The 23,282-nt window shown below is 70.3% G+C and carries 26 protein-coding genes and 5 pseudogenes; 20 read left to right on the top strand and 11 right to left on the bottom strand.

The genetic code is table 11. From position 1 onward, the window contains the following. Positions 1 to 26: 26 nt before the first annotated feature. The 3 genes from AAF143_RS00540 (at position 27) to AAF143_RS00530 (ending at position 1,292) form a co-directional block, all read left to right on the top strand. Positions 27 to 302 carry a MoaD/ThiS family protein gene (locus AAF143_RS00540; RefSeq protein ID WP_255005023.1) on the top strand — a complete coding sequence of 92 codons (276 nt, stop codon included), beginning with the start codon at positions 27 to 29 and terminating at the stop codon, positions 300 to 302. Positions 303 to 420: 118 nt separating this feature from the next. Next, positions 421 to 1,155 (top strand): cupin, encoded by a 735-nt coding sequence (locus AAF143_RS00535; RefSeq protein ID WP_414026357.1) that lies wholly within the window; start codon positions 421 to 423, stop codon positions 1,153 to 1,155. After that, complete coding sequence (locus tag AAF143_RS00530) at positions 1,137 to 1,292, top strand: hypothetical protein (protein WP_414026356.1); 156 nt, start codon at positions 1,137 to 1,139, stop codon at positions 1,290 to 1,292. The genes AAF143_RS00535 and AAF143_RS00530 overlap by 19 nt, the downstream gene beginning before the upstream one ends. A gap of 120 nt (positions 1,293 to 1,412) precedes the next feature. Here the strand turns inward: AAF143_RS00530 and ftsH are convergent. Then, a pseudogene (gene ftsH / locus AAF143_RS00525) lies at positions 1,413 to 3,157 on the bottom strand (ATP-dependent zinc metalloprotease FtsH). A gap of 405 nt (positions 3,158 to 3,562) precedes the next feature. On the opposite strand from ftsH, the gene rpmF reads away from it, so the two are divergent. Continuing rightward, positions 3,563 to 3,742, top strand: coding sequence for a 50S ribosomal protein L32 (rpmF, locus tag AAF143_RS00520; RefSeq protein ID WP_255005021.1), 180 nt, complete (start codon positions 3,563 to 3,565; stop codon positions 3,740 to 3,742). A gap of 85 nt (positions 3,743 to 3,827) precedes the next feature. Here rpmF and AAF143_RS00515 read toward each other — a convergent pair whose 3' ends face one another. The 4 genes from AAF143_RS00515 to AAF143_RS00500 are packed head-to-tail and all read right to left on the bottom strand — an operon-like array spanning position 3,828 to position 5,866. Beyond that, positions 3,828 to 4,181, bottom strand: a complete 354-nt coding sequence (locus tag AAF143_RS00515) for a hypothetical protein (RefSeq protein ID WP_414026355.1) — start codon at positions 4,179 to 4,181, stop codon at positions 3,828 to 3,830. Next, positions 4,114 to 4,725: a hypothetical protein gene (locus AAF143_RS00510; protein ID WP_414026354.1), complete on the bottom strand. Its 612-nt coding sequence runs from the start codon at positions 4,723 to 4,725 to the stop codon at positions 4,114 to 4,116. The genes AAF143_RS00515 and AAF143_RS00510 overlap by 68 nt, the downstream gene beginning before the upstream one ends. Next, positions 4,722 to 5,066: a DUF565 domain-containing protein gene (locus tag AAF143_RS00505; RefSeq protein ID WP_255005019.1), complete on the bottom strand. Its 345-nt coding sequence runs from the start codon at positions 5,064 to 5,066 to the stop codon at positions 4,722 to 4,724. Before AAF143_RS00505 ends, AAF143_RS00510 begins: the two co-directional genes overlap by 4 nt. Further along, on the bottom strand, positions 5,063 to 5,866 hold the full coding sequence (locus AAF143_RS00500) for an HAD-IA family hydrolase (protein WP_255005018.1): 804 nt from the start codon (positions 5,864 to 5,866) through the stop codon (positions 5,063 to 5,065). The genes AAF143_RS00505 and AAF143_RS00500 overlap by 4 nt, the downstream gene beginning before the upstream one ends. A 43-nt stretch (positions 5,867 to 5,909) precedes the next feature. Here AAF143_RS00500 and recJ point away from each other — a divergent pair, with 43 nt between their 5' ends. The 3 genes from recJ (at position 5,910) to AAF143_RS00485 (ending at position 9,165) form a co-directional block, all read left to right on the top strand. Continuing rightward, the gene (gene recJ / locus AAF143_RS00495; RefSeq protein ID WP_414026353.1) at positions 5,910 to 7,811 is read left to right on the top strand and encodes a single-stranded-DNA-specific exonuclease RecJ; all 1,902 of its coding nucleotides are present in this window, start codon (positions 5,910 to 5,912) and stop codon (positions 7,809 to 7,811) included. A gap of 39 nt (positions 7,812 to 7,850) precedes the next feature. Beyond that, positions 7,851 to 8,399, top strand: coding sequence for a chloride channel protein (locus AAF143_RS00490; RefSeq protein ID WP_414026352.1), 549 nt, complete (start codon positions 7,851 to 7,853; stop codon positions 8,397 to 8,399). A gap of 115 nt (positions 8,400 to 8,514) precedes the next feature. Next, complete coding sequence (locus AAF143_RS00485; RefSeq protein ID WP_414026351.1) at positions 8,515 to 9,165, top strand: chloride channel protein; 651 nt, start codon at positions 8,515 to 8,517, stop codon at positions 9,163 to 9,165. On the opposite strand, the gene psb30 is transcribed toward AAF143_RS00485, so the two are convergent. After that, positions 9,144 to 9,251, bottom strand: a complete 108-nt coding sequence (psb30, locus tag AAF143_RS00480) for a photosystem II reaction center protein Ycf12/Psb30 (RefSeq protein WP_255005015.1) — start codon at positions 9,249 to 9,251, stop codon at positions 9,144 to 9,146. The two genes, AAF143_RS00485 and psb30, sit on opposite strands and share 22 nt — an antisense overlap. Positions 9,252 to 9,407: 156 nt before the next feature. Here psb30 and AAF143_RS00475 point away from each other — a divergent pair, with 156 nt between their 5' ends. From AAF143_RS00475 to AAF143_RS00415, 13 genes and pseudogenes are all read left to right on the top strand, one after another. Next, positions 9,408 to 9,764: a YkgJ family cysteine cluster protein gene (locus AAF143_RS00475; RefSeq protein WP_255005002.1), complete on the top strand. Its 357-nt coding sequence runs from the start codon at positions 9,408 to 9,410 to the stop codon at positions 9,762 to 9,764. Next, a complete protein-coding gene (locus AAF143_RS00470) occupies positions 9,764 to 10,162 on the top strand; it encodes a TMEM165/GDT1 family protein (protein WP_255004995.1) in 399 nt (132 codons plus the stop codon). The genes AAF143_RS00475 and AAF143_RS00470 overlap by 1 nt, the downstream gene beginning before the upstream one ends. Before the next feature lie 13 nt (positions 10,163 to 10,175). Next, entirely contained in the window at positions 10,176 to 10,469 is a 294-nt protein-coding gene (locus AAF143_RS00465; RefSeq protein WP_255004993.1) for a TMEM165/GDT1 family protein, read from the top strand. Between the two features lie 81 nt (positions 10,470 to 10,550). Continuing rightward, a complete protein-coding gene (locus AAF143_RS00460) occupies positions 10,551 to 11,429 on the top strand; it encodes a hypothetical protein (protein WP_414026350.1) in 879 nt (292 codons plus the stop codon). Continuing rightward, positions 11,360 to 12,883, top strand: a complete 1,524-nt coding sequence (locus tag AAF143_RS00455; protein WP_414026349.1) for an RNB domain-containing ribonuclease — start codon at positions 11,360 to 11,362, stop codon at positions 12,881 to 12,883. The genes AAF143_RS00460 and AAF143_RS00455 overlap by 70 nt, the downstream gene beginning before the upstream one ends. Positions 12,884 to 12,885: 2 nt before the next feature. After that, positions 12,886 to 13,487, top strand: a pseudogene (locus AAF143_RS00450) (flavin prenyltransferase UbiX); the annotation flags it as partial. 729 nt (positions 13,488 to 14,216) lie between these two features. Beyond that, positions 14,217 to 14,551 (top strand): annotated as a pseudogene (locus tag AAF143_RS00445) (DUF2996 domain-containing protein). 38 nt (positions 14,552 to 14,589) lie between these two features. Then, a complete protein-coding gene (gene acsF / locus AAF143_RS00440) occupies positions 14,590 to 15,711 on the top strand; it encodes a magnesium-protoporphyrin IX monomethyl ester (oxidative) cyclase (protein ID WP_414026866.1) in 1,122 nt (373 codons plus the stop codon). A gap of 33 nt (positions 15,712 to 15,744) precedes the next feature. After that, entirely contained in the window at positions 15,745 to 17,175 is a 1,431-nt protein-coding gene (locus AAF143_RS00435; protein ID WP_409995594.1) for a TldD/PmbA family protein, read from the top strand. Between the two features lie 3 nt (positions 17,176 to 17,178). After that, complete coding sequence (locus tag AAF143_RS00430) at positions 17,179 to 18,576, top strand: TldD/PmbA family protein (RefSeq protein WP_255004978.1); 1,398 nt, start codon at positions 17,179 to 17,181, stop codon at positions 18,574 to 18,576. After that, a pseudogene (locus tag AAF143_RS00425) lies at positions 18,540 to 19,308 on the top strand (methionyl-tRNA formyltransferase); the annotation flags it as partial. The gene AAF143_RS00430 and the pseudogene AAF143_RS00425, both read left to right, overlap by 37 nt. Before the next feature lie 161 nt (positions 19,309 to 19,469). Further along, complete coding sequence (locus tag AAF143_RS00420) at positions 19,470 to 19,649, top strand: hypothetical protein (RefSeq protein WP_414026865.1); 180 nt, start codon at positions 19,470 to 19,472, stop codon at positions 19,647 to 19,649. Between the two features lie 6 nt (positions 19,650 to 19,655). Further along, complete coding sequence (locus AAF143_RS00415) at positions 19,656 to 20,090, top strand: 23S rRNA (pseudouridine(1915)-N(3))-methyltransferase RlmH (protein ID WP_255005790.1); 435 nt, start codon at positions 19,656 to 19,658, stop codon at positions 20,088 to 20,090. A gap of 20 nt (positions 20,091 to 20,110) precedes the next feature. On the opposite strand, the gene AAF143_RS00410 is transcribed toward AAF143_RS00415, so the two are convergent. From AAF143_RS00410 to AAF143_RS00390, 5 genes and pseudogenes are all read right to left on the bottom strand, one after another. Further along, complete coding sequence (locus tag AAF143_RS00410; protein WP_255004972.1) at positions 20,111 to 20,527, bottom strand: MAPEG family protein; 417 nt, start codon at positions 20,525 to 20,527, stop codon at positions 20,111 to 20,113. Between the two features lies 1 nt (position 20,528). Next, a pseudogene (locus AAF143_RS00405) lies at positions 20,529 to 21,705 on the bottom strand (DEAD/DEAH box helicase). A 246-nt stretch (positions 21,706 to 21,951) separates the two neighbouring features. Beyond that, entirely contained in the window at positions 21,952 to 22,299 is a 348-nt protein-coding gene (locus AAF143_RS00400) for a DUF6464 family protein (protein WP_255004971.1), read from the bottom strand. Then, on the bottom strand, positions 22,296 to 23,102 hold the full coding sequence (locus tag AAF143_RS00395; protein WP_414026864.1) for a TerC family protein: 807 nt from the start codon (positions 23,100 to 23,102) through the stop codon (positions 22,296 to 22,298). The genes AAF143_RS00400 and AAF143_RS00395 overlap by 4 nt, the downstream gene beginning before the upstream one ends. A gap of 31 nt (positions 23,103 to 23,133) precedes the next feature. Next, positions 23,134 to 23,277: a hypothetical protein gene (locus tag AAF143_RS00390; RefSeq protein WP_414026348.1), complete on the bottom strand. Its 144-nt coding sequence runs from the start codon at positions 23,275 to 23,277 to the stop codon at positions 23,134 to 23,136. Positions 23,278 to 23,282: the final 5 nt, after the last annotated feature.

The raw sequence follows: 23,282 nt of genomic DNA, 5'->3' as shown, positions 1-23,282 counted from the left end.
CCATTGCCCATCCCCGAAGCTTCCCCATGGCCGTTCAGGTTCTGATCCCCACTCCGCTGCAGAAGTACACCGCCGACCAGGCCAGCGTGGCGATTGAGGCCAGCGATGTGGACGCGCTGATTCAGGCGCTCGCGGCCATGTTCCCTGGCATCCAGGAGCGGCTCACCGATGAGAACGGCAAGCTGCGCCGCTTTCTCAACGTCTACGTCAACACCGAGGACATCCGCTTCCTCGACAACCAATCCACTCTCCTCAAGGACGGCGATGAGGTGAGCATCGTGCCGGCGGTGGCCGGGGGCTGAACCCAGCTGAGTCGAGCAACCGGGTCGAACAACAAGCTCGAACAACCCTGTCGAAGCTGTTGGTCGCCCGCCCCGGCCTCTGGGTCAATAGGCTCATTCCCATCAAGCGGCTGGATCCATGACCCAGGCACCCCAGGCAACGAATGCAGGGTCTGCCGCCTGCCCAGGGAGCGCCAAGGCCCTGGTGTTCGATTACCGCCAGGCCGCCAATCCGATCCGCCACGGCCTCACCGAGCCGATGCGCGAGCACCGCTGGGGCGCCGCCCTCCATGCCCACGGGCCCACGGCGGTGCTGCCCCTGGATCTCAGCGCCGAGCTGGGCTGCGAGGGTCCGGCCACCAGCCCGGCCCTCTCGGCGAACTTCATCCGGATCCTCGCCGGGGAGGCGATCGAGGTCAGCGCCAAAGCCACCAGCCAACTTTTTTATGTTTGGCGTGGGGCCGGCAGCTGCCGGCGTCCCGCGGACGGCCTTGGAAATGAGTTCAACCAGCCCTGGAATGCCGGCGATCTGTTCGTGTTGCCCGCCGGTGGGCCTGCCCGGCTGGAGGCCTCCGCCGAGAGCGTTCTCTACTGGGTCCATGACGCTCCGCTGCTGAGCTTCCTTGGGGTCACGGCCACCCAGCCCCGCTTCGAGGCCACCCATTACCCCGGGCCCTGGCTGCGGCAGGAGCTGGAGACCCTCGCCGCCGATCCCTCCAGTGCCCGCAGCAACCGACTCAGCCTGCTGATGGCCAATCGAGACCTGCCCGCCAGCCGAACCGTGACCCACACCCTCTGGGCCATGCTGGGCCTGGTGCCCGATGGAGCGGTTCAGCCCCCCATCGCCACCAATCGGTGGCCCTGGATCTGGTGATCGACTGTGATCCCGGCTGCGCGACGCTCTCGGGTTCAGAGCTCAATGGGGACGGCACGATCCGCAATCCCGTGCGCATGGACTGGGAACCCGGGGCCGCCTTCGTGACCCCCCTGGCCTCTGGCACTCGCATGTGAACGAGAGCGGACGAAGCTCCATGCTCCTGCCGATTCAGGACGCCGGCCTGCACACCTACCTGCGCAGCCTCGACATCCGCTTCAGCTGAGGGGCCGGTTGCCTGGAGCCGCGCTCCAGCCTCAGCCCACGGCGGCGATCGCCTCAGCGCTCGCGGGCGCGCTGGATTCAACCTCCGCGGCGACTCCGTCGGCGTTGACGATGCGACGGAACTCATCGCCATCGAGCGTTTCCTGCTCGATCAACTGCTCCACCAGGGCATCCATCAACTCCCGCCGGGGCTCGAGCATGGCCACGGCCTGATCGAGGGCCTGCTGGGCCAGGGCGCGCACCTGGGCGTCGATCTGGCGCCCGGTGCTGTCGGCGTAGTGGGGACGGGACTGCAGCAGATCGCGGCCGATGAAGATCTCACCACCGCCTCCTTCAAGCGCCACCGGGCCGAGGCTGGAGAACCCGTAGCGGGTCACCATCTCCCGGCAGATGCGTGTGACCATCTGCAGGTCCCCGGAGGCCCCCTGGGTGACTTCACTGGGACCGAACACCACCAGCTCCGCCGCCCTCCCGCCCATGGCCACCACCAGCCTGGCCTGGAGATAGGCGCGGCTGATCAGGCCGGAATCGAGGATCTCCTCATCGGGGGTGGTGCGGGCGAAGCCCCCACTCCGCCGGCCCGGGGCAGCAGGGTCACCTTGTCGAGCTTGTCGGCGTGGGGCACCAGGGTGGTGAGCAGGGCGTGGCCCACCTCGTGGTAAGCGATCAGGCGCTTTTTGGCGCTGTCCTGCAGGGGCGCCACCGTCAGGCCCATGGTGATCCGCTCGAGGGCGTCATTGAGCGTCCCGTCGTCGATGCTGCTCTTGTGGCGGCGGGCGGTGAGGATGGCCGCCTCGTTGAGCAGGTTGGAGAGATCGGCGCCGGAGAAGCCCGGGGTGCGCACGGCCCAGCGGGCCAGGGAAACCTCCGGGTCGAGGGGGCGGGTGCGGGCGTGCACCGCCAGGATCGCCTCACGGCCGAGGCGGTCGGGCAGGTCGACGCTGATCTGCCGATCGAAGCGGCCCGGGCGGATCAGGGCGGAATCCAGCACATCGGGGCGGTTGGTGGCCGCCAGCAGGATCACCCCCGAGTTCTCTTCGAAACCATCCATTTCGGTGAGCAGCTGGTTGAGGGTCTGCTCCCGCTCGTCGTTGCCGCCGCCGATGCCGGCTCCTCGCTGGCGCCCCACGGCGTCGATCTCGTCGATGAAGATGATGCAGGGCGCCTTTTCCTTGGCCTTGCGGAACAGGTCGCGCACGCGGCTGGCCCCCACGCCCACGAACAGCTCGACGAATTCCGAGGCGGCCATCGAGAAGAAAGGCACCCCGGCCTCGCCGGCGATCGCCCGGGCCAGCAGGGTCTTGCCGGTGCCCGGCGGCCCGACGAGCAGAACGCCTTTGGGGATCTTGGCGCCGATTGAGGTGAAGCGTTCGGGCTCCTTGAGGAAGGTCACCACCTCCTGCAGCTCCGCCTTGGCTTCGTTGATGCCGGCGACATCCTCGAAGCGCACGCTGACGGTGCCCTCCGGCTGCATCCGGGGCTGGCTGCGGGCAAAGCCCATGGCCTTGTTGGCCACCTGGGCGGAGCGGCGGATCAGCAGGGTGAGCCCGCCGATCAGCAGGGCCACCAGCAGCAGGTTGGCCACCAGGCCAGCGGTGGCGTCGTCCTGGCGGTCGTCGCGAACCGTGAGTGGCACGCGGGTTTCCTGGGAGGTGCGAAGCAGTTGCTGGTCATTGGCGAACACGGCCACCTGGGCGGTGCTGCCGTCCTTGAAGCTCACCTGCACCTCCCGCTGGCGCACCGAGAGTTCCAGGCTCTTGACGGTGCCGGCCTTCATCTCCCTGAGAAGCTGGCTGTAGCTCGGGCCGGGGGCTGTTCGCAGGCCCAGATCCTGAAGCAGGGAAGCAGAGGCGTTGGGGCGAATCGGCGCTGGCGCGCTGCTGGGGGCCCCAGGTGCCGCCGGTGCCGCCGCCTCGGGCGTGGTCTTGGCGGCCTGGGGTGCGGCGGATTGGGGCGCGGCTGTTTGGGGCGAGGTCTTGGGGGCGGTGACCTGCGGCTCAGCCGCTGCCGCCAGCGCCCCGACCCCGGGGGCCGCGAAGGCGGTGACAGGTGCGGCCCCGAGGGCCGCGGATGCAGCCGGAGGAAGGCTTGTGCTCACTGGGCTCGACCACTTCCAAGAGCTTAGCGATTTGACGAATGGCAGGGCCGCAGCGCAGGATCGTTGTTTGGCAGAGCGACGGGGATGGCTGTTCCCAAGAAGAAAACCTCCAAGGGCAAGCGCAATCAGCGCCACGCCCACTGGAAGGCGAAGGCCGGCGAGGCCGCCCAGAAAGCTCTCTCGATCGGCAAGTCCGTGTTGAGCGGCCGGGCCCAGGGCTTCATCTATCCGATCGCTGACGTCGACGAGTCCAGCGACAGCTGATTGAGCGCTGCGGGCGCTTCAGCGCCTGTGCCACTCCAGAGACAACGGCGGCGGCGATCAAGCAGGGCCACCCCCTCGGCCGTGCTCAGCAGCGGGTCCTGGTAGAGCCGGGGGGCAAGGATCCGAGGCTGGCCCGCACCAAAGCCAGCACAGCCGCTGCCGTGAGCCCTGAGCCTGGGGTGCGGCGCCGCTGTCGCGCTTCGGCCTCCAGGCGCCAGCGCCTGGGCCAGTGCCAATCGCCCGGTCGCAGGATCCAGAGGGCGTCCAGTTGTCCCCAGAGGGGCGCATACAACTCCAGGGCGTTGTTCCAGCGGGGCAGCCAGGCGACTTCCGCCGTTGTCAGCCCGAGGCCGGCGGCGCCACCGTGGGCCTCAACGAGGTACTCGAGCTGGTCCGCCGCCAGCGGCCGGCAGCCGAGCAGCCAGCCCTCCAGCAGCACGGCATCGGCCCGTTGCTCCCCCAGCCGCTGCGGTCCCCGTCACCCCCCGCAGGGTCTTGTCGAAGCGGGGCAGGCGCAGCACCCCGCCCTGGCGCCAACGCTCCAGGGCCACCGTGAGCTCCCCGCTCCCGTGGCTGCCGGGGGGCACCCGCAGCACCCCGAAGGGATTGCCCGCCAACACCCGTTGCCGATCCCCCCAGGGGAGGTAGGCGTCGTCGATCGAGGCCGTGGCCAGGCTGAGGCCCGCCTGGGCGGCCAGCGCCCGCAGCACCCGCGCCAGGGTGGATTTGCCGGCCCCCACCGGGCCATTGACTCCGATCACCACCGGCTTGCCGGCGCCCTGGCGCCTCTCCAGCGCCGTCAGCAGCGGCAGCCACAGGCCCCAAATCAGGCTGGGGTGGGCGCGTTCCAGGGCGTCGCGGAGTTCGGGATCACCCTGGTGTTCGGCCTCAGCTGCGGCGGCCTCGAGCCGCTGTTGCCCCAGGAGCCGCCAACGCTCTGGATCCGCTACGCCGCAGGCCGCCAGCAGGGCCGCGCTGGTCACGAACCGAGCTTGAAGGCTTCCAGCACGACGGCGTAGACCAGCCCGATGCGCAGGTTGTCGCAGAGCACCCAGCCCAGGCCGGGGTCGCCTTTGAGCCAGCGGCTGCGCACCCGAACCACCGCTTCGATCAGCAGGACCAACGCCAGCACCACCAGGGGGCGCTGGCCGATGCGCTGCAGGAAGTAGGCGGTCAGGTTGCTGCCGCCATAGAAGCCCAGCAGCAGGGCCAGGATCGCCAGGCTGCGCTCCCGCCAGCTGCCCGCGAGGCCCCCGAAGAGCACGCTCCCCAGTCGCTCCTGGACCCGGCTGAAGCGGGTCGGTTCCACCGGGAGCCGGGTCATGGCCTGGGCACCAGCTGCTCCAGCCAGGAGAGCGTAACCAGCCCCTCGGGGCAAGCCGGACCGCAGCGCACGCTTGCTGGACGGCCAGGATCCCCCAGCCCATCCACCACGGCCACGCTGGTCGTCACAGCGGCGGCGGCGAAGCCCGCGATGGCCTGCTCGGCGCTGTCGAGTCCCAGGGTGATCAGGCAGCTCAGGCCCGCCGCGCTCGCCGCGCCCAGGCCATTGAGCGAATCCTCGATCGCCAGCACCCCCTGGCCGCCTGATTCCAGCTGGGTCAGGGCCAGCTGGTAGGCCTCGGGGTCCGGTTTCTTGCGCCGCACGTCCTCGCCGCAGATCCAGAAGCTCAGCGCCCCGGCCAGGTCAGCGAGCAGGTGCTGGCAGAGGGTCTGCACCGAGCCCCGGCCACTGGTGGTGACGATGCCCTGGCTCAGGCCGGCCGCCGCCGCCGCCGCCATCAACCGGCGCACCCCCGGGCGAAGCTGCAGTTCACCGGCTTCCACCAGGGCGCGGTAGTGCTCCTGCTTGCGCCCCACCAGATCCTCCAGTCGGGCGGGCTCCGGGACCCGCCCTTCGCGCTGCTCCAGGAAGAGCTCCAGCCGTTCGCGGCCGCCGCTCACGTTCAACAGCTCCCGGTAGGTGGTTTCGTCCCACTGCCAGGGCAGGCCGGCGTCGGCCATCGCCCGGTTGAAGGCCACTCGGTGGCCCCTTTGTTCCGTCTCCGCCAGGGTGCCGTCCACATCCCAGAGCAGCGCCCTCAGCGCACACCCCGGGGAACTCTCAGGGGATGAAACCTGCATGGGCGCAGGCTAGGAGGTGCATGGAGTCCGAACGGCACGCAGAATGCGGCGGCCCCAGCGCTCCGCCGTTGCTCCCCTCCCTGCCCGAGCAACGCTGGCACCTGCCTGCCCCCTTGAGGGCCTGGGCTCCGCCGGGCCGAACGACCGGGCTGATCCAGGCGACCTGGAGACCTTCGCCCTTCCCGATGAACTGCTGGCGGTGCTGCGGCGCCGGGGGTTCACCAGCGCCGCTGCGATTGCAGCCCTGCTGGAGCCGCCCGCTGCCCCGGACCCTCAGCTTCATTTCGCCGATCTCTCCAAGGCGGTGGCCCGCCTGCAAACCAGCTGCGCCGCCGGTGAGGCGGTGGCGATCTGCGGCGACTACGACGCCGATGGCATGACCAGCACGGCGCTGCTGGTGGGCGTGCTGCAACGGCTGGGGGCACGGCCGGTGGCGGCGATCCCCAGCCGCCAGGACGATGGCTACGGCCTCAACGCGCCGATGGTGGAGCGCCTGGAAGCCGGCGGGGTGCGTCTGCTGGTGACCGTGGACAACGGCATCTCCGCCCGCGAGGCCCTGGAGCGGGCCCGGGACCTGGGGGTGGAGGTGATCCTCACGGACCACCACAGCCTGCCGGCGGAGCACCCGCCCTACCTGGCCCTGCTGCACCCGGCCTGCACCCCCGAAGGCTCCCCCTACCGCGGCCTGGCGGGGGTGGGTCTGGCCTATGTGCTCGCCCAGGCCCTCTGCCTCAAGCTCAAGCGCGCTGATGCCCTGGCGGTGGCCCTTGATCTGTTCTGCATCGGCACCGTGGCTGACATGGCCCCCCTGCTGGGGGTCAACCGCCGCTGGCTGATGGATGGGCTGCCCCGGCTCGGGGCCAGCGGCCTGCCCGGCCTGCAGGCGCTCGCCCGGGTGGCGGGCCTGGAGGAGGGGCCGATGGATGCCACCACGATCGGCTTCCAGCTGGCGCCACGCATCAACGCCGTGGGCCGCCTGGGGGATCCGCGGCTGGTGGTGGAGCTGCTGACCACCGGCGATCCGGAACGGGCCCTGGAACTGGCGCGGGAGTGCGAGGCCCTCAACCGCCAGCGCAAGGAACTCTGTGAGGCGATCGAGGCCGAGGCGGTGGCCCTGGTGGAGGCCGATGGCCCCCGGCGCTCGGCCTTCCTGCTGCTGGCCCAGGGCCATTGGCACCACGGGGTGATCGGGATCGTGGCGGCCCGGCTTGTGGAGCGATTCGGCCGGCCCGTGGCGCTGCTGTCCAGTGAGGGCAAGGGCCGGTTGCGCTCCTCGGTGCGCTCGCCCAAGGGCTTCGCCGTCGATCAGGCCCTGCAGCAGTGCGCCGACCTGCTGGAGCGTTTTGGGGGGCATCCCGCCGCCGGGGGCTTCACGGTGCGCGCCGAGCAGGTGGCGGCCCTGCAGGAGCGCCTCGAGGGTCTGGCCCAGAGCTGGCTGGCGGAGCGGGGCGAAGGCCTGCCCCTGGAGCCGGAGGCGCACCTGGCCCTGGGGCGCATCGACCGTGCGTTCTGGCAGCAGCTGCGGCGGCTGGAGCCCTTCGGGATCGGCCTGGCGGCGCCCCTGTTCTGGTGTGCCCGCTGCCGCGTGCTGGAGCAACGGCTGCTGCGGGGCGGCCATCTACAACTCACCCTGGAGCAGGGGGAGAGCCGGCTGCGGGCGATCGCCTGGCGCTGGCAGGGCCAGGGCCCCTTGCCCGAGCAGGTGGATGTGGCCTTCCGCCTGCGGCTGGACCGCTGGCAGGGTCAGGAGCGCTTGCAACTGGAGCTGGCGGGGGTGCGCTGCAGCGGTGCGGGCGAGGTGCTGCTGCTGCGCCGGGAGCGCAGCTACTGGTGCCGGCGCCAGGGGAGGGCCTGCTCATCCGCAATGCCGCCGGCGAGGAGGTGGAGGCCGCCATCGGCCCGCTGGGGGAGGCCGCCGCTGAGCACCCCTACATCCGCTCCCTAGTGCAGGAGGCCGCCGTGGCCCTGGGTCTGGTGGCCTGAGATGGAAACGGATCGGTTGTTGCCGCCGCTGCTGAACCAGGGGCAGGCCCTGGCGCGCAAGCTGCTGCAACTGGCGCTTCTGGGGCTGGCGGTGGGGGCGGCCTGCTGGCCCCTGAACCTGATCGACGGGCTCCAGTCCCAGTGGCTGGGCCTGCTGCCGGCCTTCAGTGGCCAGGGCTGGACCACGGCGGGTCTGCTGCTGGCGGCCTCGCCGCTGCTGGTGTTGCCGCTGTTGCTGTGGCTGCAGGCGGATCGCTGGCATAACGGTGCCGGCTCCGGCATCCCTCAGACCATGGCCAGCCTGGAGAATGCCGCCGAGGCCCATGGCCTCATGGCCCCCGGGCCCACCCTGCAGCGGTTGGCGCTCTGGAGCGCGGCCACCCTTGCCCTGATGCCCCTGGGGCGGGAGGGACCGGTGGTGCACGTGGGGGCCGCCGTGGCCCATGGGCTCAGGCGCCGCTGGCCCGCACTGCTCAAGGACCTCCAGCCCCCTGACCTGATTGCCCTCGGCGCCGGCGCCGGTCTGGCGGGTGGCTTCAACACCCCCTGATGGGTGTGGTGTTCATGGCCGAGGAGCTCACCCACAGCTTCCAGCTGCAGCTGATCTGGCCCGCCCTGCTCGTGTGCTCCAGCGCCGCCGCCCTCAGCCACCTGGGGGTGAGCCGATGTTTGGGCTGGGGCTGCTGGGCGGCCCGGCGTTTGAATCCGATCAGTTGGCCTGGGCCGTGCCCGTGGGGCTGCTGGGCGGTCTGCTGGGGGGCAGTTTCTCGCGGCTGCTGCTGCTGGTCAGCGCCAGGCTGTTGCCCCATCTGCGCCGGCGCCCGCTGCGCCTCGGCCTTGGGCTGGGGGGACTGCTGGCGGCCCTCGCCCTGGTCAGTGGCGGCAGCAGCGGCGGCGACGGCGAGCGGCTGATGAGTCAGCTGATCGAGGCCACGGGCGTTCCCTTCACGCCGCTGGGCGGGCTGGGGGTGCTGCTGGCCAGGCTCGTTGGGCCGGTGCTCGCCCTTGGGGCGGGCATCCCCGGGGGCCTGATCGATCCGGCCTTCAGCCTTGGAGCGGTGTTTGGGGTCGGCCTGCTGCAGCTGTTCGGGGCCGACGCGCACCTGGGACTGGCCCTGGGCATGGCCGCCGGCCTGGCGGGCGCCACCCAGTTGCCGGTGATGACGATCGTGTTCGCGATGCGGCTGGCGGGCGACCAGCAACTGTTACCCGGGCTGCTGCTGGCAGCCGCCTTGGCGGCCTACGCCAGCCGGCTGGTGCTCGATCGGCCGATCTACCACGCCCTGGCGGAGCTTCAGAGGGCGCCGCGGCGGTAGAAGAGGATGAAGATCACGGCGGGACCAGCCAGGGTGATCAGGGCCAGGGCGAGAAAGTTGGCGATCAGGTGGACGTCGATGCCCATGGTTGGTCGGCTTGCGGTTGGACGGCGTGCAGATGGTGGGCGGGGATCAACTCCCCGGACCATTGGCCTGGGTGCAGCCTACGGGGCCCTGCAAGCCCGCCATGCTGGCCTGCCGGGCCACTGTGACGGCTTGTCACAGCTGGTGGGGCAGCGGCCATGACTCGCCCGGAGCAGTGGAGTTGCATCAGCGGCTGCGGCGCCTGCTGCCGGCTCGATCCCGAGGAGCGGGGCGAGGCGCTCGAGGCCCTGGGCCCGGAGCAGCGGGAGCTCTATCTGGCCATGGTGGGACCCGATGGCTGGTGCCTCTACTACGACAGCGGTGGCCGCCGCTGCCGCATTTACGACGAGCGGCCGGAGTTCTGCCGGGTGGGGAACCTGGCCGGTCTGTTCGGCGTGGAGGAGGAGGCCGCCGACGGCTTCGCGATCGCCTGCTGCCGCCAGCAGATCCGCGGTGTTTACGGAGGCCGTGGCAGGGTGTATCGACGTTTCGAGCGGGCGATCCAGGGACGCTGATGGTCGATGAGAACCCGTCCGCCACAACTGAGGCCGCTGCCGACCCACCTGCCGTGGTGGAGCCAAGCCCAACGCCTGCTGCCCCAACGGCCGACCTGGGGGCGGGACGCTGGGGCGCCGTGTTCCTCACCACCGCCACCACCGTGTTTCTGGCGGAGCTGGGCGACAAGACCCAGCTGGCGGCCCTGCTGCTTTCGGCCCAGTCGGGGCAGCCCGTGGTGGTGTTCATCGGTGCCGCCCTGGCCCTGGTCTGCTCCTCGTTGGTGGGCGTGTTGCTGGGCCGATGGCTGGCGGGCGTGATGCCGGCCCATCAGCTGGAGCGCCTGGCGGGCATCTTGATGGTGGGCCTGGGGCTGTGGATCGGCCGCCAGGCCGCCCTCGGCCTGATGGCCCCCTGAGATCACCACTCCCATGACCCTTCCCCTGCTGGCCTCCACCTTCATCACGGTCTTCCTGGCGGAACTTGGCGACAAGACCCAGCTGGCGGTGGTGACCATCAGCGGCACCACGAACCGACCCGGGGCGGTGTTCGCCGGCAGCTCCGCCGCCCTGGTGCTGGCGAGCCTGCTGGGGTCCGCCGCCGGGGGCTCCCTCTCCTCGGTGATTGACCCGGAGACCCTTCAGCTCGCGGCGGCCCTGGGCTTTCTGTTGATCGGCGGCCGGCTGATCTGGCGCTCCACCCAGGCCGAGCCGCCCACGGCCTAGGCCTGCGATCCCACCGATCCTTAGAGTCAGGTGTCAAGACGCACGTCCGCCTGGGCTTCGCTGCACGCCCAGACGGCCGAGGTGCCCATCGCCGCCCCACCGCCCCCGATGAAGTTCACGGTCGCCGACCTGCTCGACCAGCTCCCCGCCAGCGATCCGTTGCCGGTCGCCAAGCTGGAGAAAGCGCTCGGTTTGAGCCACAAGGCCGACAAAGAGCAGCTGCGCATCGCCCTCGACGGCCTCAGCCGTGTGGGCCTGCTGGAGGCCGATGGCGAGGCCGTCAGCCGCCGGCCGGACGAGAGCCTGATCGAGGCGCGGCTGCGCTGTTCCAGCAAGGGCTTCTGTTTCGCCCTGCGGGATGACGGCGGCGAAGACATCTACATCCGTGACCACCAGCTCAACCACGCCTGGAACGGCGATCGGGTGCTGGTGCGCATCACCCGCGACGGCGGTCGCCGCCGCTCCCCGGAAGGGGGCGTGCAGTGCATCCTCGAGCGGGGCACCACCTCGCTGCTGGCCCAGGTGGCCCAGCAGAACGAGCGGTTGGTGGCGCTGCCCCTGGATGACCGCCTGCTCACCACCGTCGAGCTGCCCGAGACCGACAGCGCCCACCTGAGCCCTCAGCAGGACTCCGTGGTGGAGGTGCGCATCGACCGCTACCCGGTCGGCCAGTTCGCCCCCCAGGGCCACGTGGCCCGCAGCCTGGCCATCAACGGTGGCCCTGAGGCCGACCTGGATCTGCTGATCACCAAGCACGGTCTTCGGGAGCGGCCCGCCGCGCCCCGCGCCACGCTCAAGAGCTTGCCGGAAAAGGGCCGCGACGATCTCACCGCCCTCCCCACCCTGCTGCTGGAGGGCTGGAGCGGCGCTGAGGCCCCCTGCTGCCGGCCGTGTCCCTCGAGGACACCGGCGAGGGCTGGCGGCTGTGGGTCCACGCCCCGGCGGTGGCTGAGAGGCTGAGCCCGGGCGGAAGCTTCGATCTCTGGCTGCGGGAGGAGGCGGAGGCCCTGTGCATCGGCCCCCGCTGGCTGCCCCTGCTCAGCCCCGCCCTCACCAAGGCGGCCGCCCTGGGCAGCGGTGAGAGCCAGTCGGCCCTGTCGGTGGCCCTGGACCTCGATCGCCAGGGGAGCTTGCAGCACTACACCTTCAGCCGCAGCAGCGTGCGCGTCGATGCCCGCGTCGACGCCGGGACGCTCCAGGCGCTCGCCGAGCGCAAGCCCAAGGCCCGCACCGTGCCGGCGGCCCTCAAGGCCCTCAAGGATCAGTTGCCCCTGCTGGAGCAGCTCATTGAGCTGGCGGGTCTGCTGCGTCAGCAACGGTGGCAGGCCGGCTCGATTGATCTGGACCTACCGACCCCGGCGATCGAGAGCCTGGGGGATCTGACCACGGCGCCCCCGGATGAGAGCCGCGAAGGCTGGCTGGTGTCCCTGGACGAGACCCATCCCTTCGCCCTGTTGCGGGAACTGCTGATCCCGGCCCACCGGGCCCTGGGCCGCCACCTGGCTTCCCTGGATCTGCCGGGTCTCTATGCCACCAACGAGGCCCCCGACCCTGCCGACTTGAACGAGGTCGCCAAGGCCGCCCTGGCCCTGGAACTCCCCCTGGAGCTTTCGGCCGACGGCAACGCCACCGCCTCGGAACTGGCCACGGCCTTCGCCAGCAGCGACCGCGCCCGGGTGTTGCAGCAGCAGCTCAAGGACAGTCTGCGGCCGGTGCTGCTGAGCGAAACCCCTGGCCCCAACCACGTGGTCGGCGAGGACACCGCCTACGCCCCCTGGACCCTTCCCGCGCTCCACTACGCCGACATCTGGAACCAGCAGGTGCTGGTGCTGCTGCTCACTGAGGGCAAGGACCGTCCCTCCGTGCGCCACAAGACCAAGGTGGAGCTGGCCTCCGACAGCTGCCACGGACAGGTGGACTGGCCGCTGCTGCCCCCCAGCACCCTGGCGCCGATCCAGGAGGCCCGCAGCAGCGCCCTGCTGCACCGCCTCAACACCCGCTCCCGCTTCGTGCAGGAGCTGCACGCCGACGCCCTGGCCCTGGCCCAGGCGCGCCAGGCCGAACCCTTGGTGGGCCAGACCCTGCCGGGGGTGATCAGCGGCGTGCAGAGCTACGGCTTCTTCGTCGAGGTGCCCCCATCGCAGGTGGAGGGGCTGGTGCACGTGAGCTCCCTGAAAGATGACTGGTACGAGTACCGCTCCCGCCAGAACCGTCTGGTGGGCCGCAAGAACCGGCGCACCTACATGCTCGGCGATGCCGTTGATGTGGTGATTCAGAAGGTGGACGTGCTGCGTCACCAGATCGACCTGGTCGTGGTTCAGCCCGATGGCGACGACGGAAGTGAGTCCGGCTCCGCTGGGGCCTCTGGTTTCGATGGCCCCGAACCCCTGACGATGGCCCCCAGCGAGGATTGAGCATGGACCCGGTGGTGCTGGCCGTGTCCGGCGCTTCCGCCCAGCCCCTGGCCCAGCGGGCCCTGCAGTTGCTGCTGGAGGCGGGCGAGACGGTGGAGCTTGTGACCAGTCGCGGGGCGATCGGGGTCTGGCAGGCGGAGCTGGGGCTCAGGGTGCCGTCGGAACCGGCGGCCCAGGAGGCCTTCTGGCGGGAGTGCACGGGCACCAGTTCCGGCACACTCCATTGCCACCGCTGGAACGACCAGGCCGCTGCGATCGCCAGCGGCAGCTTCCGCACCCGCGGCATGGTGATCCTGCCGGCGAGCATGGGCACCGTGGGGCGGATCGCTTCGGGGGTGGCCCTGGATCTGATCGAGCGGGCGGCGGACGTGCACCTCAAGGAGGGCCGGCCCCTGGTGATCTCCCCCGGGAGATGCCCTGGAGCCTGGTGCACCTGCGCAACCTCACCGCCCTGGCCGAGGCGGGGGCCCGCATCGCCCCGCCCGTGCCCGCCTGGTACCACCGCCCCAGCACGATCGAGGAGATGGTGGATTTTCTGGTGATTCGGGTGTTCGATTGCCTCGGCTACGACCTCGGCTCGCTGCGCCGCTGGCAAGGTCCCCTTCCCCCACCTGAACGGCCCGTGCTCCGTCGCCTGCTGCTGATTCCCCTGCTGGCGCCGTTGCTGGCGGTGTTTCTGGTGGGCGCGCTCAATCCACGGCCTGTCCTGCCGCTGCGGTTGCTGGTCTGGAGCGCACCGGCCCTGCCGATCGGAATCTGGATGGCCCTGGCGGCCGGTGGTGGTGCCCTGCTCAGCGGCGGGGCCACGGCCCTGGCCCTGCGCTCCGGGGCTCCGGCCCTGCGTCGCCGGCTGCGCCAGGGGCCCGCCGGTGCGCCCTGGGAGGGGCCCACCCGCCCGCGCCCGGCCGCAGAACCGGAGCGGGCCCCAGGCTCTCGCCGCCCCCGAGGTCGCCATACCGACCGGAGGCCAGTGGCCGCGCCGCGCCCCCAGGACCCTCCCCCCACCGTGTCGGTGCCGTTTCGGGTGATCCGCAAGGGCAAGCCCGCCGCGGCGGCCCAGGCCACCGTCGCCACGGGCCCGTCCCACGGGCGCTCCGCCGCGGCGGCCGATCCGGATGTGAGCTGGGACAGCCCCGAACAGGACGACTGGTAGAGCGCTTCGCTTCTACAGTCCTGCCACCCGCCTACGTCAGGTTTGCGCCGTGAGCGATCCGACCAGCCCAGAGACCAACTCCACGACCAACCCCACGACCAGCCCCGCTGCGGCGCCAGCCGCCGCCAAGCCTGCGGCGGCCAAGGCCAAGCCCCCGCCCCGGAGGATCAGCCCTTCGCCGTGTTCATCCCCGAGCTGTTCCTGCCGGCCCTGCGCGAGCGCATGGAGGCTTCCGGCGCTGCCCTGGATGAGCTGGTGTTCGAGCAGGGGGCGATCCCCGTGGTGGCCAGCAGCGCCTGGCAGGTGAAGGGGGCCTCCCCGGGGGGCGACGTTTCTGGCTGAGCTTCATCGACGCCGACATCAACGGCGCCAAGACCTTCGCCCTGGCTGAGGGAGGGAGCGAGCCCACCCTGCTGGAGTCGTTCCTGGTGGATGAGAAAAAGAGCACCCTGGCGCTGCTGGTGTCGCGGGTTGTGTCAAGGCTCAACGGCCAGAAGTGGCTGGGACCCAACTGAGGGGTCCAGCCCCTTACGATGCACCTTCAGACGTAAGCCTGGTCCGCGATGGTGCCCCCGCCGCCACAGCCACCGCCACAGCCACCGCCACAGACACCCTTCCTGGCGCCGCCCCAGGAGCTGCCGCCACCTTCAAGGAACCGGTCAAGGACACGATTCTGACGCCGCGGTTCTACACCACAGATTTCGAGGCCATGGCGGCCATGGACCTGCGGCCCAACGAGGTGGAACTCGAAGCGATCTGCGAGGAGTTCCGCAAGGATTACAACCGCCACCACTTCGTTCGTAACGAGGAATTCGACGGAGCGGCCGACAAGCTCGATCCCGAGACCCGAAAGGTGTTTGTGGAGTTCCTCGAGCAGAGCTGCACCTCCGAGTTCTCCGGCTTCCTGCTTTACAAGGAGCTCAGCCGCCGCATCAAGGAGAAGAACCCCCTGTTGGCGGAGTGCTTCGCCCACATGGCCCGTGATGAGGCCCGCCATGCTGGTTTTCTGAACAAGTCGATGGGCGATTTCGGGCTCCAGCTCGATCTCGGCTTCCTCACCTCCAGCAAGTCGTACACCTACTTCAAGCCCAAGTTCATCTTCTACGCCACCTACCTCTCCGAGAAGATCGGCTATTGGCGCTACATCGCCATTTACCGCCACCTCGAGCAGCACCCCGAGAGCAAGATCTTCCCGATCTTCAACTTCTTCGAGAGCTGGTGCCAGGACGAGAACCGTCACGGTGACTTCTTCGACGCCCTGATGAAGGCCCAGCCAGGCACCGTGCGCGGCCTCTCCTCCCGGCTCTGGTGCCGTTTCTTCCTGCTGGCGGTGTTCGCCACCATGTACGTGCGCGACGTGGCCCGCAAGGAGTTCTACGAAGCCCTCGGCCTTGATGCCCGCGACTACGACAAGTACGTGATCGCCAAGACCAACGAAACCTCCGCCCGGGTGTTCCCTGTGGTGCTCAATGTCGAGCATCCCAAGTTCTACCCACGCCTGGAGCGGATCGTCAGCAACAACGCCGCCCTCAGTGCCGTCGAGGCCTCAGGTGGCCCTGCGCCCCTGAAGCTGCTGCGCAAGCTGCCCTATTGGACCGCCAACGGTCTGGTGATGGCCAAGCTGTTCCTGACGGCCCCGATCCGCAGCGAACAGTTCCAGCCAGCCGTCCGCTGATCCCCATCCACCACCCCTACGAGCCCGCCATTGCTGTCTTCCCCTGTCGCCGTAAGGGCGGTTGAACCCTTTGACCAGCTGTGGCAGCCGCAGTTGGAAGCCCTCCTGGCCGCCGGCTGCGGGGCTGGGGCTGATCTGGTGGAGGTGTTCCTGGAACGCACCGATGTGGTCGGTGTGCTGGCGGAGCAGGACCGCATCACCAGTGTCAGCCCCGGCCTGGGCCGGGGCGCCGGGCTGCGGGTGTTCCTCGGGGAGCGCGATGGTTTCGTCAGCACCAATGACCTGAGCGAAGCGGGCCTGCTCACGGCCCTCGATCAAGCCCTGGGAATGCTCGGGCTGGAGCGCTCAGCCCAGGCCCGCAGCGTTTTCGAGGGTCTGCCGGCCCTGCGCGATTTCGGGCTCCTGAAGTCCGAATGGCTTGGCCGTTGCCCGGCCCTGGGGGAGGCCACCGACCGGCTGCTGGAGGGCACGGCCCAGCTCGATCGCCTCGGCCAGCACCTGCAGGTGCGCCGCGGCAGCTATTCCCGCGACTGGCAGGAGGTGCTGGTGGCCGCCAGCGATGGCACCTTCGCCCGCGACATCCGCCTGCATCAGTCGGTGGGGCTGAACGTGCTGGCGGCCGATGGCGATCACCGGGCGAGCCTGGGGCGCCGCTACGGCACCTCCGGTCGACCCGATGATCTGCGCGAGTGGGATGCCGAGGCGGCCGCCCGCGACCTCTGCGCCAGCACCGGAACGATGCTCTACGCCGACTACGTGGAGGCCGGCCAGTGGCCGGTGGTGCTGGCCAACCGTTTCGGCGGCGTGATCTTCCACGAGGCCTGCGGGCACCTGCTGGAAACCACCCAGGTGGAACGCGGCACCACCCCCTTCGCTGAACGGGTTGGGGATGTGATCGCCCATCCGGCGGTCACGGCGATCGATGAGGGCCTCAGTGATGGCGCCTTCGGCAGCCTGTCCATGGACGACGAGGGCATGGAGCCCCAGCGCACGGTGCTGATCGAAAACGGGGTGCTCCAGCGGTTCCTCTCCGACCGGGCCGGGGAGCGGCGCACGGGCCATGCCCGCACGGGCAGCGGCCGCCGGCAGGGCCACGCCTTCGCTGCCGCCAGCCGCATGCGCAACACCTTCATCGCCGCCGGCCCCCACACCCCCGAGCAGTTGATCGCCTCGGTGGATCGGGGCCTTTACTGCAAGACCATGGGCGGCGGCAGCGTCGGGCCCACCGGCCAGTTCAACTTTTCCGTCGAGGAGGGTTACCTGATCGAGAACGGCCAGCTCACCAAACCCGTGAAGGGGGCCACCCTGATCGGCGAGGCCAAGGAGGTGATGCCGAAGATCTCGATGTGCGCCGATGATCTGGAACTGGCGGCGGGCTACTGCGGCTCGGTGAGCGGCAGCATCTATGTCACCGTCGGCCAGCCCCACATCAAGGTGGATTCGATCACCGTGGGGGGCCGTTGAGTCATGGCCGTTGAGTCAAGTGAGGCCAGCTCCATCGGCGCCCCATCCATCACCAGCAGCAGCATCGACTCCGACCGTCTGCGGGGGCGCCTTGAGGATCTGGCTCGGGAGCTCTCGATTTCCCGCTGGGACCTCGGGGCCGCCTGCAGCACCGACACCTCGGTGCAGGTGGACCGGGGCGAGGCCAAGCAGCTCAAGGGGGCCCAGCGCAGCTCGATCACCGTGCGGGTCTGGAACGGTGATGGGCTGGTGGGGATCACCAGCACCTCCGATCTGACCGACAGCGGCCTGGCCCGGGCCCTGGCCAGCGCCGGCGAGGCCAGCGCCTTCGGTAACCCCGAGGACACCCCCGCCTTCTCGCCCCTGGCCACGGCGCCCCTGCCCCCGCTGGAGCAACCGCTGCACGCACCCCAGGGGATCCTGCAATTGCTGGGCACCCTCAAGGAGGCCGAGCGTGACCTGCTCGGACGCCACGCCGCCATCACCACCGTTCCCTACAACGGCCTGGCGGAACGCAGCAGCGAACGCCTGTACCTCAACAGTGAGGGGGCCAGCCGCCACCAGCGGCTCACCACCGCCAGTGTCTATCTCTATGCCCGCGCCGAGGAGACGGGCCGCAAACCGCGCAGCAGCGGAGCCGTGCGCCTGGCCTACGGCGCTGATTCCCTCGACGTCGCCGGCTGCATCGACGAAGCGGCCGAGCGCACCATCCGCCACCTCGACTACGCCCCGATCGAGACCGGCTACTACACCTGCTGTTTCAGCCCCGAGGCCTTCCTTGACCTGATCGGAGCCTTCAGCAGCCTGTTCAATGCCCGCGCCGTGCTCGACGGGGTGAGCCTGAGCAAACGGGACTCCTTGGGGCAGCCCCTGGCGGTGCCCTTCTTTCAGCTCCATGACAACGGCCTCCATCCCGGCAACGTTGGCGCCAGCGCCTTTGATGGCGAAGGCACCCCCACCCGTCGTCTGGCGCTGGTGGAGAACGGGGTGCTCTCCAACTTCCTGCATTCCGAGGCCACCGCCCGGGCCTTCGGCGTGGCGCCCACGGGCCATGCGGGTCTGGGGGCGAAGGTGTCGGTCGGACCCGACTGGTTCGAAGTGGGTGCCCAGGGCGGGCAGCAGGGGCTCGATCGCCACAGCGCCGATGGGATCGTCTGGATCGATTCGCTCTCGGCCCTGCATGCGGGCGTCAAGGCCAGTCAGGGCTCCTTTTCCCTGCCCTTCGACGGCTGGCTGGTCAAAGGCGGTGAAGCCCGCTCGATCGAGGCGGCCACCGTCGCCGGTGACATCCGCTCGGTGCTCAACGGCATCGTGGGTTTTGAAGGCGCAGCCAAGATCACCCCCGATGGCCTCTGCCCCCATGTGTGGGTGGAAGGGCTCTCGATCACCGGCGACGCCTGAGGCGTCCGGCCTTGAACGTTCTGTTCTGGGGCACCCCCGCCTACGCGGTGCCCACCCTTGAGGCACTGGTGGCGGCGGGCCACGAGCTGGTGGGGGTGGTGAGTCAGCCGGATCGGCGCCGGGGTCGGGGCAAGGAGCTGGTGCCTTCGCCCGTGAAGGCCCGGGCCCTGGAACTGGGCCTGTCGGTGTTCACGCCCGAGCGGATCCGCAGGGAGCCCGCCACCCAGCAAGCCCTGGCCGCCCTCGGCGCTGAGCTGTCGGTGGTGGTGGCCTTCGGCCAGATCCTCCCCCGAGGTGCTGGCCCAGCCGCCCCTGGGCTGCTGGAACGGCCATGGCTCGCTGCTGCCCCGCTGGCGCGGTGCCGGCCCGATCCAATGGAGTCTGCTGGAGGGCGATGCCGTCACCGGGGTGGGGATCATGGCCATGGAGGAGGGCCTCGACACCGGGCCGGTGCTGCTCGAGCGAGCGATCCCGATCGGCCTGCTGGAGAATGCCCAGCAACTGGGGGAGCGGCTTAGCCAGCTCACGGCGGAGCTGTTCGTTGCGGCCCTGCCACGCATTGAGGCGGCCGGCCCCGGTCCCCAGGCTGAGCGCTGGGGGCGGCTGGGGGTGCGGCCCCAGGGCGAAGCCGGCCTGAGCTACGCCCGGATGCTGACCAAGGCCGATTTCAGCCTCGACTGGAGCGCTTCGGCCCTGGCCCTGCACCGCCGGGTGATGGCGCTCTACCCCGCGGCCCACACCAGCTGGCGGGGTCTGCGCCTCAAGCTGCTGGCCAGCGAGCCCCTGGTGCGGCGCCTGGCGCCCCAGCTCAGCGCTGAGGGCGCCGCCCTGGCGGAGCGTTGGGCGCCGCCTTCGGGCGCCGATCCCGTGGGGGAGCCGCCGCCCCGGGCACGGTGCTGGAGCGGGTGGAGGCCACGGGGCTCGTGGTCGCCACCGGCGGCTGCCCACTGCTGCTCCGCGCCTCCCAGCTGGAGGGCAAGCGGGCCGCGGCCGGCCAGGCGCTGCTGCAGCAACTGGGGGCCGAGGTGGGGGAGCGGTTGGGCGAGCCGCTGGTCGAGCGCGCCCAGAACTGATCGGTGCTGAACCCCGCCCGGTTGCGCCTGATCGCCGTTGGCAAGTTGCGCAAACGCTGGGTGAGTGAGGGGGCGGCCCTTTACCTCAAGCGGCTGCCGGGGTTGCAGGTGCTGGAGCTCAAGGACTCCAACCCCGCCAGCGAAGCCCAGGCGGTCCTGGCGGCCCTGCGGCCCGATGAGCGGCTGGTGGCGCTCGCTGAGGAGGGCGAGCGGCTGGGCTCGGTGGATCTGGCCCGTCGCCTGGAGGGGTTCGGCTCCGAGCGGCTGGCCTTCGTGATCGGTGGCGCCGATGGCCTCGATCCAGCCCTCAAGGCCCGTGCCAGCTGGTTGCTGAGCCTCTCAGCGCTCACCTTTCCCCACGAACTGGCGCGCCTGTTGCTGCTGGAGCAGCTCTACCGGGCCCGCACGATCCTTCAGGAGGGCCCCTATCACCGGGGCTGAGCTGCCTGTGGGGCCTCCGCTCAACTCAGCTGGGCGATCACGCCGCTGAGGGCTAGGGCGTAGAGCACCACGCTGGTGAACACGCCAATCACGAATCCCGGAGCCCGCTGCTGAGCTGCGCGGGTGTAACCGATGGCGTAGGCGATGCGGCCGCCCACCCACACAAAGCCGAGGGCCGCCGCCAGGCGTGGATTGTTGAACAGGGCCGCCATCCACAGGGATGGCAGGAAGAAGGCCAGTTGTTCAAGGGTGTTCTGCTGCACCCGCAGCACGCGCTCGAACGCCTCAGGGCCCTGGATCGAGGGAGGTTTCACCTGGTGGGCCACCCGGGCCCGCCCCACCAGCATCGCGCTGACGAAATAGACGGCCAGGGCCAGCAGGGTGACCAGGGCTGGCAGGGCGAGGGCCTGGAGCAGGGGCGACAGGTCGCTTGGCATCTCAGCCCCTGCCCCGGGGACGGCTGTCGCGGGAGAGGGCCGCGTTGCGGGGCGAACCGCTGCCCCGCGGGGATCCCTGGGAGCCGCCGCGGCGACCGCCGCCCCCTTGCCACGGCCACCACTGAGATCCAGGGGCGGTGCCTTGTGGATCTTGGGTTCAAAGCCCGGTACCTCCTGGCGGGGCAGGGGGCGCCGATCACGCGCTCAATCGCCCGCAGCAGTTCATGCTCCTCGGCCGCCACCAGCGAAAGGGCATGGCCCGTCTGGCCGGCCCGGCCGGTGCGGCCGATGCGGTGCACGTAGTCCTCGGCCACGTTGGGCAGATCCAGGTTGACCACGTGGGGCAGCTGGTGGATGTCGATGCCGCGGGCGGCCAGATCCGTGGCCACCAGCACTCGCACCTCGCCGCTCTTGAAGCCGGAGAGGGCCCGGGTGCGTGCCCCCTGGCTCTTGTTGCCGTGGATGGCGGCGGCGTTGATCCCTTCGCTGGCGAGGCGGTCGGCCATGCGGTTGGCACCGTGCTTGGTGCGCGAGAACACCAGCACCTGGCGCCAGTCATTGCTGCGGATCAGGTGGCTGAGCAGGTCGCCCTTGCGGGCCATGTCACAGGGGTGCATGACCTGCTCCACCAGCGGCGCCGCCTGGTTTTCCGGGGTGGCCTGGAGCTGCACCGGGTTGTGGAGCAGACCCGTGGCCAGCCGGCGGATCTCGCCGGAGAAGGTGGCCGAGAACATCAGGTTCTGGCGCTTGGGGGGCAGCAGGGCGAGGATTTTCTGGATGTCGCGGATGAAGCCCATGTCGAGCATGCGGTCGGCTTCATCGAGCACCAGAATCTCGAGGCGGTCGAAACGGATCGCGTTCTGCTGGTAGAGGTCCATCAGCCGGCCGGGGGTGGCCACCAGCACGTCGGCGCCACGGCGCAGCCGCTGCATCTGGGGGTTGATCTTCACCCCGCCGAAGACCACATCAGCGCGCAGGTCGAGGTAGCGGCCGTAGGCCACCACGCTCTCGGCCACCTGGGCCGCCAGCTCACGGGTGGGGGTGAGCACCAGGGAGCGCACCTGGTTCTGGCGCGCCAGTGGACCGTGGCGCAGACGCTCCAGCATCGGCAGGGTGAAGCCGGCGGTCTTGCCGGTGCCCGTCTGGGCCGCCGCCATCACGTCGCGGCCGGCCAGCACGGCGGGAATGCACTGCAGCTGGATCGGAGAAGGGTGGCTGTAGCCCTTGGCGGCCACGGCCTCCAGCAGTGGTTTGGAGAGCCCCAGGTCGGCGAAATCACCGCTGGGGCTGACGCTGAGCTCAGGGCCGGCCGTTGCTCCTGGCTTGGCCTGGCGATCGGGGGAACGCGCTCCTGTCCCGGAGCTGGGTGGGTCAGGAGGGAAATGGCGTGTACCGCAGGGTCGGCCAAGCCTAGGGGGGAGTCGTTAACGGGGTCGATGGTGGGTGCAGCGCTCGCAGGGGCCCTCCGGCAGCACGGCGCAGCGCAGCAGCGGCGTGCGGGCGTTGTAGCGGCAGAGGGGATCGCCGATCACCCAGCCGCCATTCCACCAGCGGGCGTCGTCGGGTTGGCGCTGGGCCTTCACCTCCAGGGCGATGGCGGCCAGTTCGTAGCGGCCCTGGCGCAGGCGGTAGCGGTGCTGGCGTTGCAGCACCAGAAAACTGCGTTCCCCCAGCTGAAGCCAGCGGCCCGGATAGGGCACCTCCTCCAGTTCCACGGATTCGAGCAGGCGGTTGCTGCCTGCCTGCCGCAGTTCCACCCGCGTGGTGCTCAAGGCAGTTCAGGGCCCGTGGCCTGGGGTCCCTGGGTCAGTGGACCGGGGGAGTGGGCCGGGGGGAGTTGCGCGCCCGGTTCCTCGAGCCGGCGGGAGAAGCCCCAGGCGAACAGCGCGGCCACCGTGAGCAGCAGCACCCATTCCGGCGGCACCAGGTCCTCAGCGATCAGGCGCAGCATCAGCCGCAGGCCCACCAGAGCCACCGCCAGGTAGCCGGCCTTTTCCAGGCGCTGGAAGATCGCCAACCAGCGCACGAACAGACCCGCCGTCACCCGCAGGGCCAACACACCGAAGGCCCCTCCGGCCATCACCAGCCACAGGCGATCACTGACCGCCACGGCAGCGGCCACGGAATCCAGTGAGAAGGCCAGATCGGTCACCGCCAGGGTGGCCACCACGCTGCCCAGGGTCACGGACGGGGCGTGAGCCGCTGTCGGGGCCTGCTCCGAGGCCTCACCAGCTTCCGGGGGGCCGTCGTCGTCCCTGGCCAGAAGGCTGGTGCCGGCGAGCCAGAAGAGGTAAAGGGCGGCAGCCAGCTGCAGGGGCCAGTAGTCGATCACCCACTGGGCGGCCACGATCAGCAGCAAGCGGAACACCAGGGCCAGGGCCAGGCCGAAATTGAGCGCTTGCCCCTGGCGCTGGGGGTCCTTGAGCCGGCGCGAGATCGCCGCGAGGGCGATGGCGTTGTCGGCGGAGAGCACCACCTCAAGGGCCACCAGCAGCGGCAGCAGCAACAGCACCTCACCCCATTGGTCCGCCTGGTCGATCAGGGGAGATAACGAGGTGATCGACTCCGCTTCCATCGCGTCGCAGCGGCTGCCGAAAGACGGCACTCTAGAAAAACGTTTCCTTCGGGCCGGAGCCGGTGATGCCGTTGCGCACACAACTGGTGCATGCCGAAGCCGGCCGGCGGGTGGTGCGGGCCAGTGCCTGGGAGGCGGGGGAGTGTCTCGGCAGCGCCCTGGGGGAGGCGGCCACGGCGG

It is taken from the genome of Cyanobium sp. ATX-6F1, assembly GCF_047395825.1.
Lineage (GTDB): Bacteria > Cyanobacteriota > Cyanobacteriia > PCC-6307 > Cyanobiaceae > ATX-6F1.
This window is presented reverse-complemented; position numbering and strand designations above follow the sequence as displayed.

What these genes read in the sequence shown, in the direction of transcription:
- AAF143_RS00540 (WP_255005023.1), top strand. Translation starts at nt 27, where the DNA reads ATGGCCGTTCAGGTTCTGATCCCCACTCCGCTGCAGAAGTACACCGCC.
- AAF143_RS00535 (WP_414026357.1), top strand. Translation starts at nt 421, where the DNA reads ATGACCCAGGCACCCCAGGCAACGAATGCAGGGTCTGCCGCCTGCCCA.
- rpmF (WP_255005021.1), top strand. Translation starts at nt 3,563, where the DNA reads ATGGCTGTTCCCAAGAAGAAAACCTCCAAGGGCAAGCGCAATCAGCGC.
- AAF143_RS00505 (WP_255005019.1), bottom strand. Translation starts at nt 5,066, where the DNA reads ATGACCCGGCTCCCGGTGGAACCGACCCGCTTCAGCCGGGTCCAGGAG.
- AAF143_RS00500 (WP_255005018.1), bottom strand. Translation starts at nt 5,866, where the DNA reads ATGCAGGTTTCATCCCCTGAGAGTTCCCCGGGGTGTGCGCTGAGGGCG.
- recJ (WP_414026353.1), top strand. Translation starts at nt 5,910, where the DNA reads ATGCGGCGGCCCCAGCGCTCCGCCGTTGCTCCCCTCCCTGCCCGAGCA.
- AAF143_RS00490 (WP_414026352.1), top strand. Translation starts at nt 7,851, where the DNA reads ATGGAAACGGATCGGTTGTTGCCGCCGCTGCTGAACCAGGGGCAGGCC.
- AAF143_RS00485 (WP_414026351.1), top strand. Translation starts at nt 8,515, where the DNA reads ATGTTTGGGCTGGGGCTGCTGGGCGGCCCGGCGTTTGAATCCGATCAG.
- psb30 (WP_255005015.1), bottom strand. Translation starts at nt 9,251, where the DNA reads ATGGGCATCGACGTCCACCTGATCGCCAACTTTCTCGCCCTGGCCCTG.
- AAF143_RS00475 (WP_255005002.1), top strand. Translation starts at nt 9,408, where the DNA reads ATGACTCGCCCGGAGCAGTGGAGTTGCATCAGCGGCTGCGGCGCCTGC.
- AAF143_RS00470 (WP_255004995.1), top strand. Translation starts at nt 9,764, where the DNA reads ATGGTCGATGAGAACCCGTCCGCCACAACTGAGGCCGCTGCCGACCCA.
- AAF143_RS00465 (WP_255004993.1), top strand. Translation starts at nt 10,176, where the DNA reads ATGACCCTTCCCCTGCTGGCCTCCACCTTCATCACGGTCTTCCTGGCG.
- AAF143_RS00430 (WP_255004978.1), top strand. Translation starts at nt 17,179, where the DNA reads ATGGCCGTTGAGTCAAGTGAGGCCAGCTCCATCGGCGCCCCATCCATC.
- AAF143_RS00410 (WP_255004972.1), bottom strand. Translation starts at nt 20,527, where the DNA reads ATGCCAAGCGACCTGTCGCCCCTGCTCCAGGCCCTCGCCCTGCCAGCC.
- AAF143_RS00395 (WP_414026864.1), bottom strand. Translation starts at nt 23,102, where the DNA reads ATGGAAGCGGAGTCGATCACCTCGTTATCTCCCCTGATCGACCAGGCG.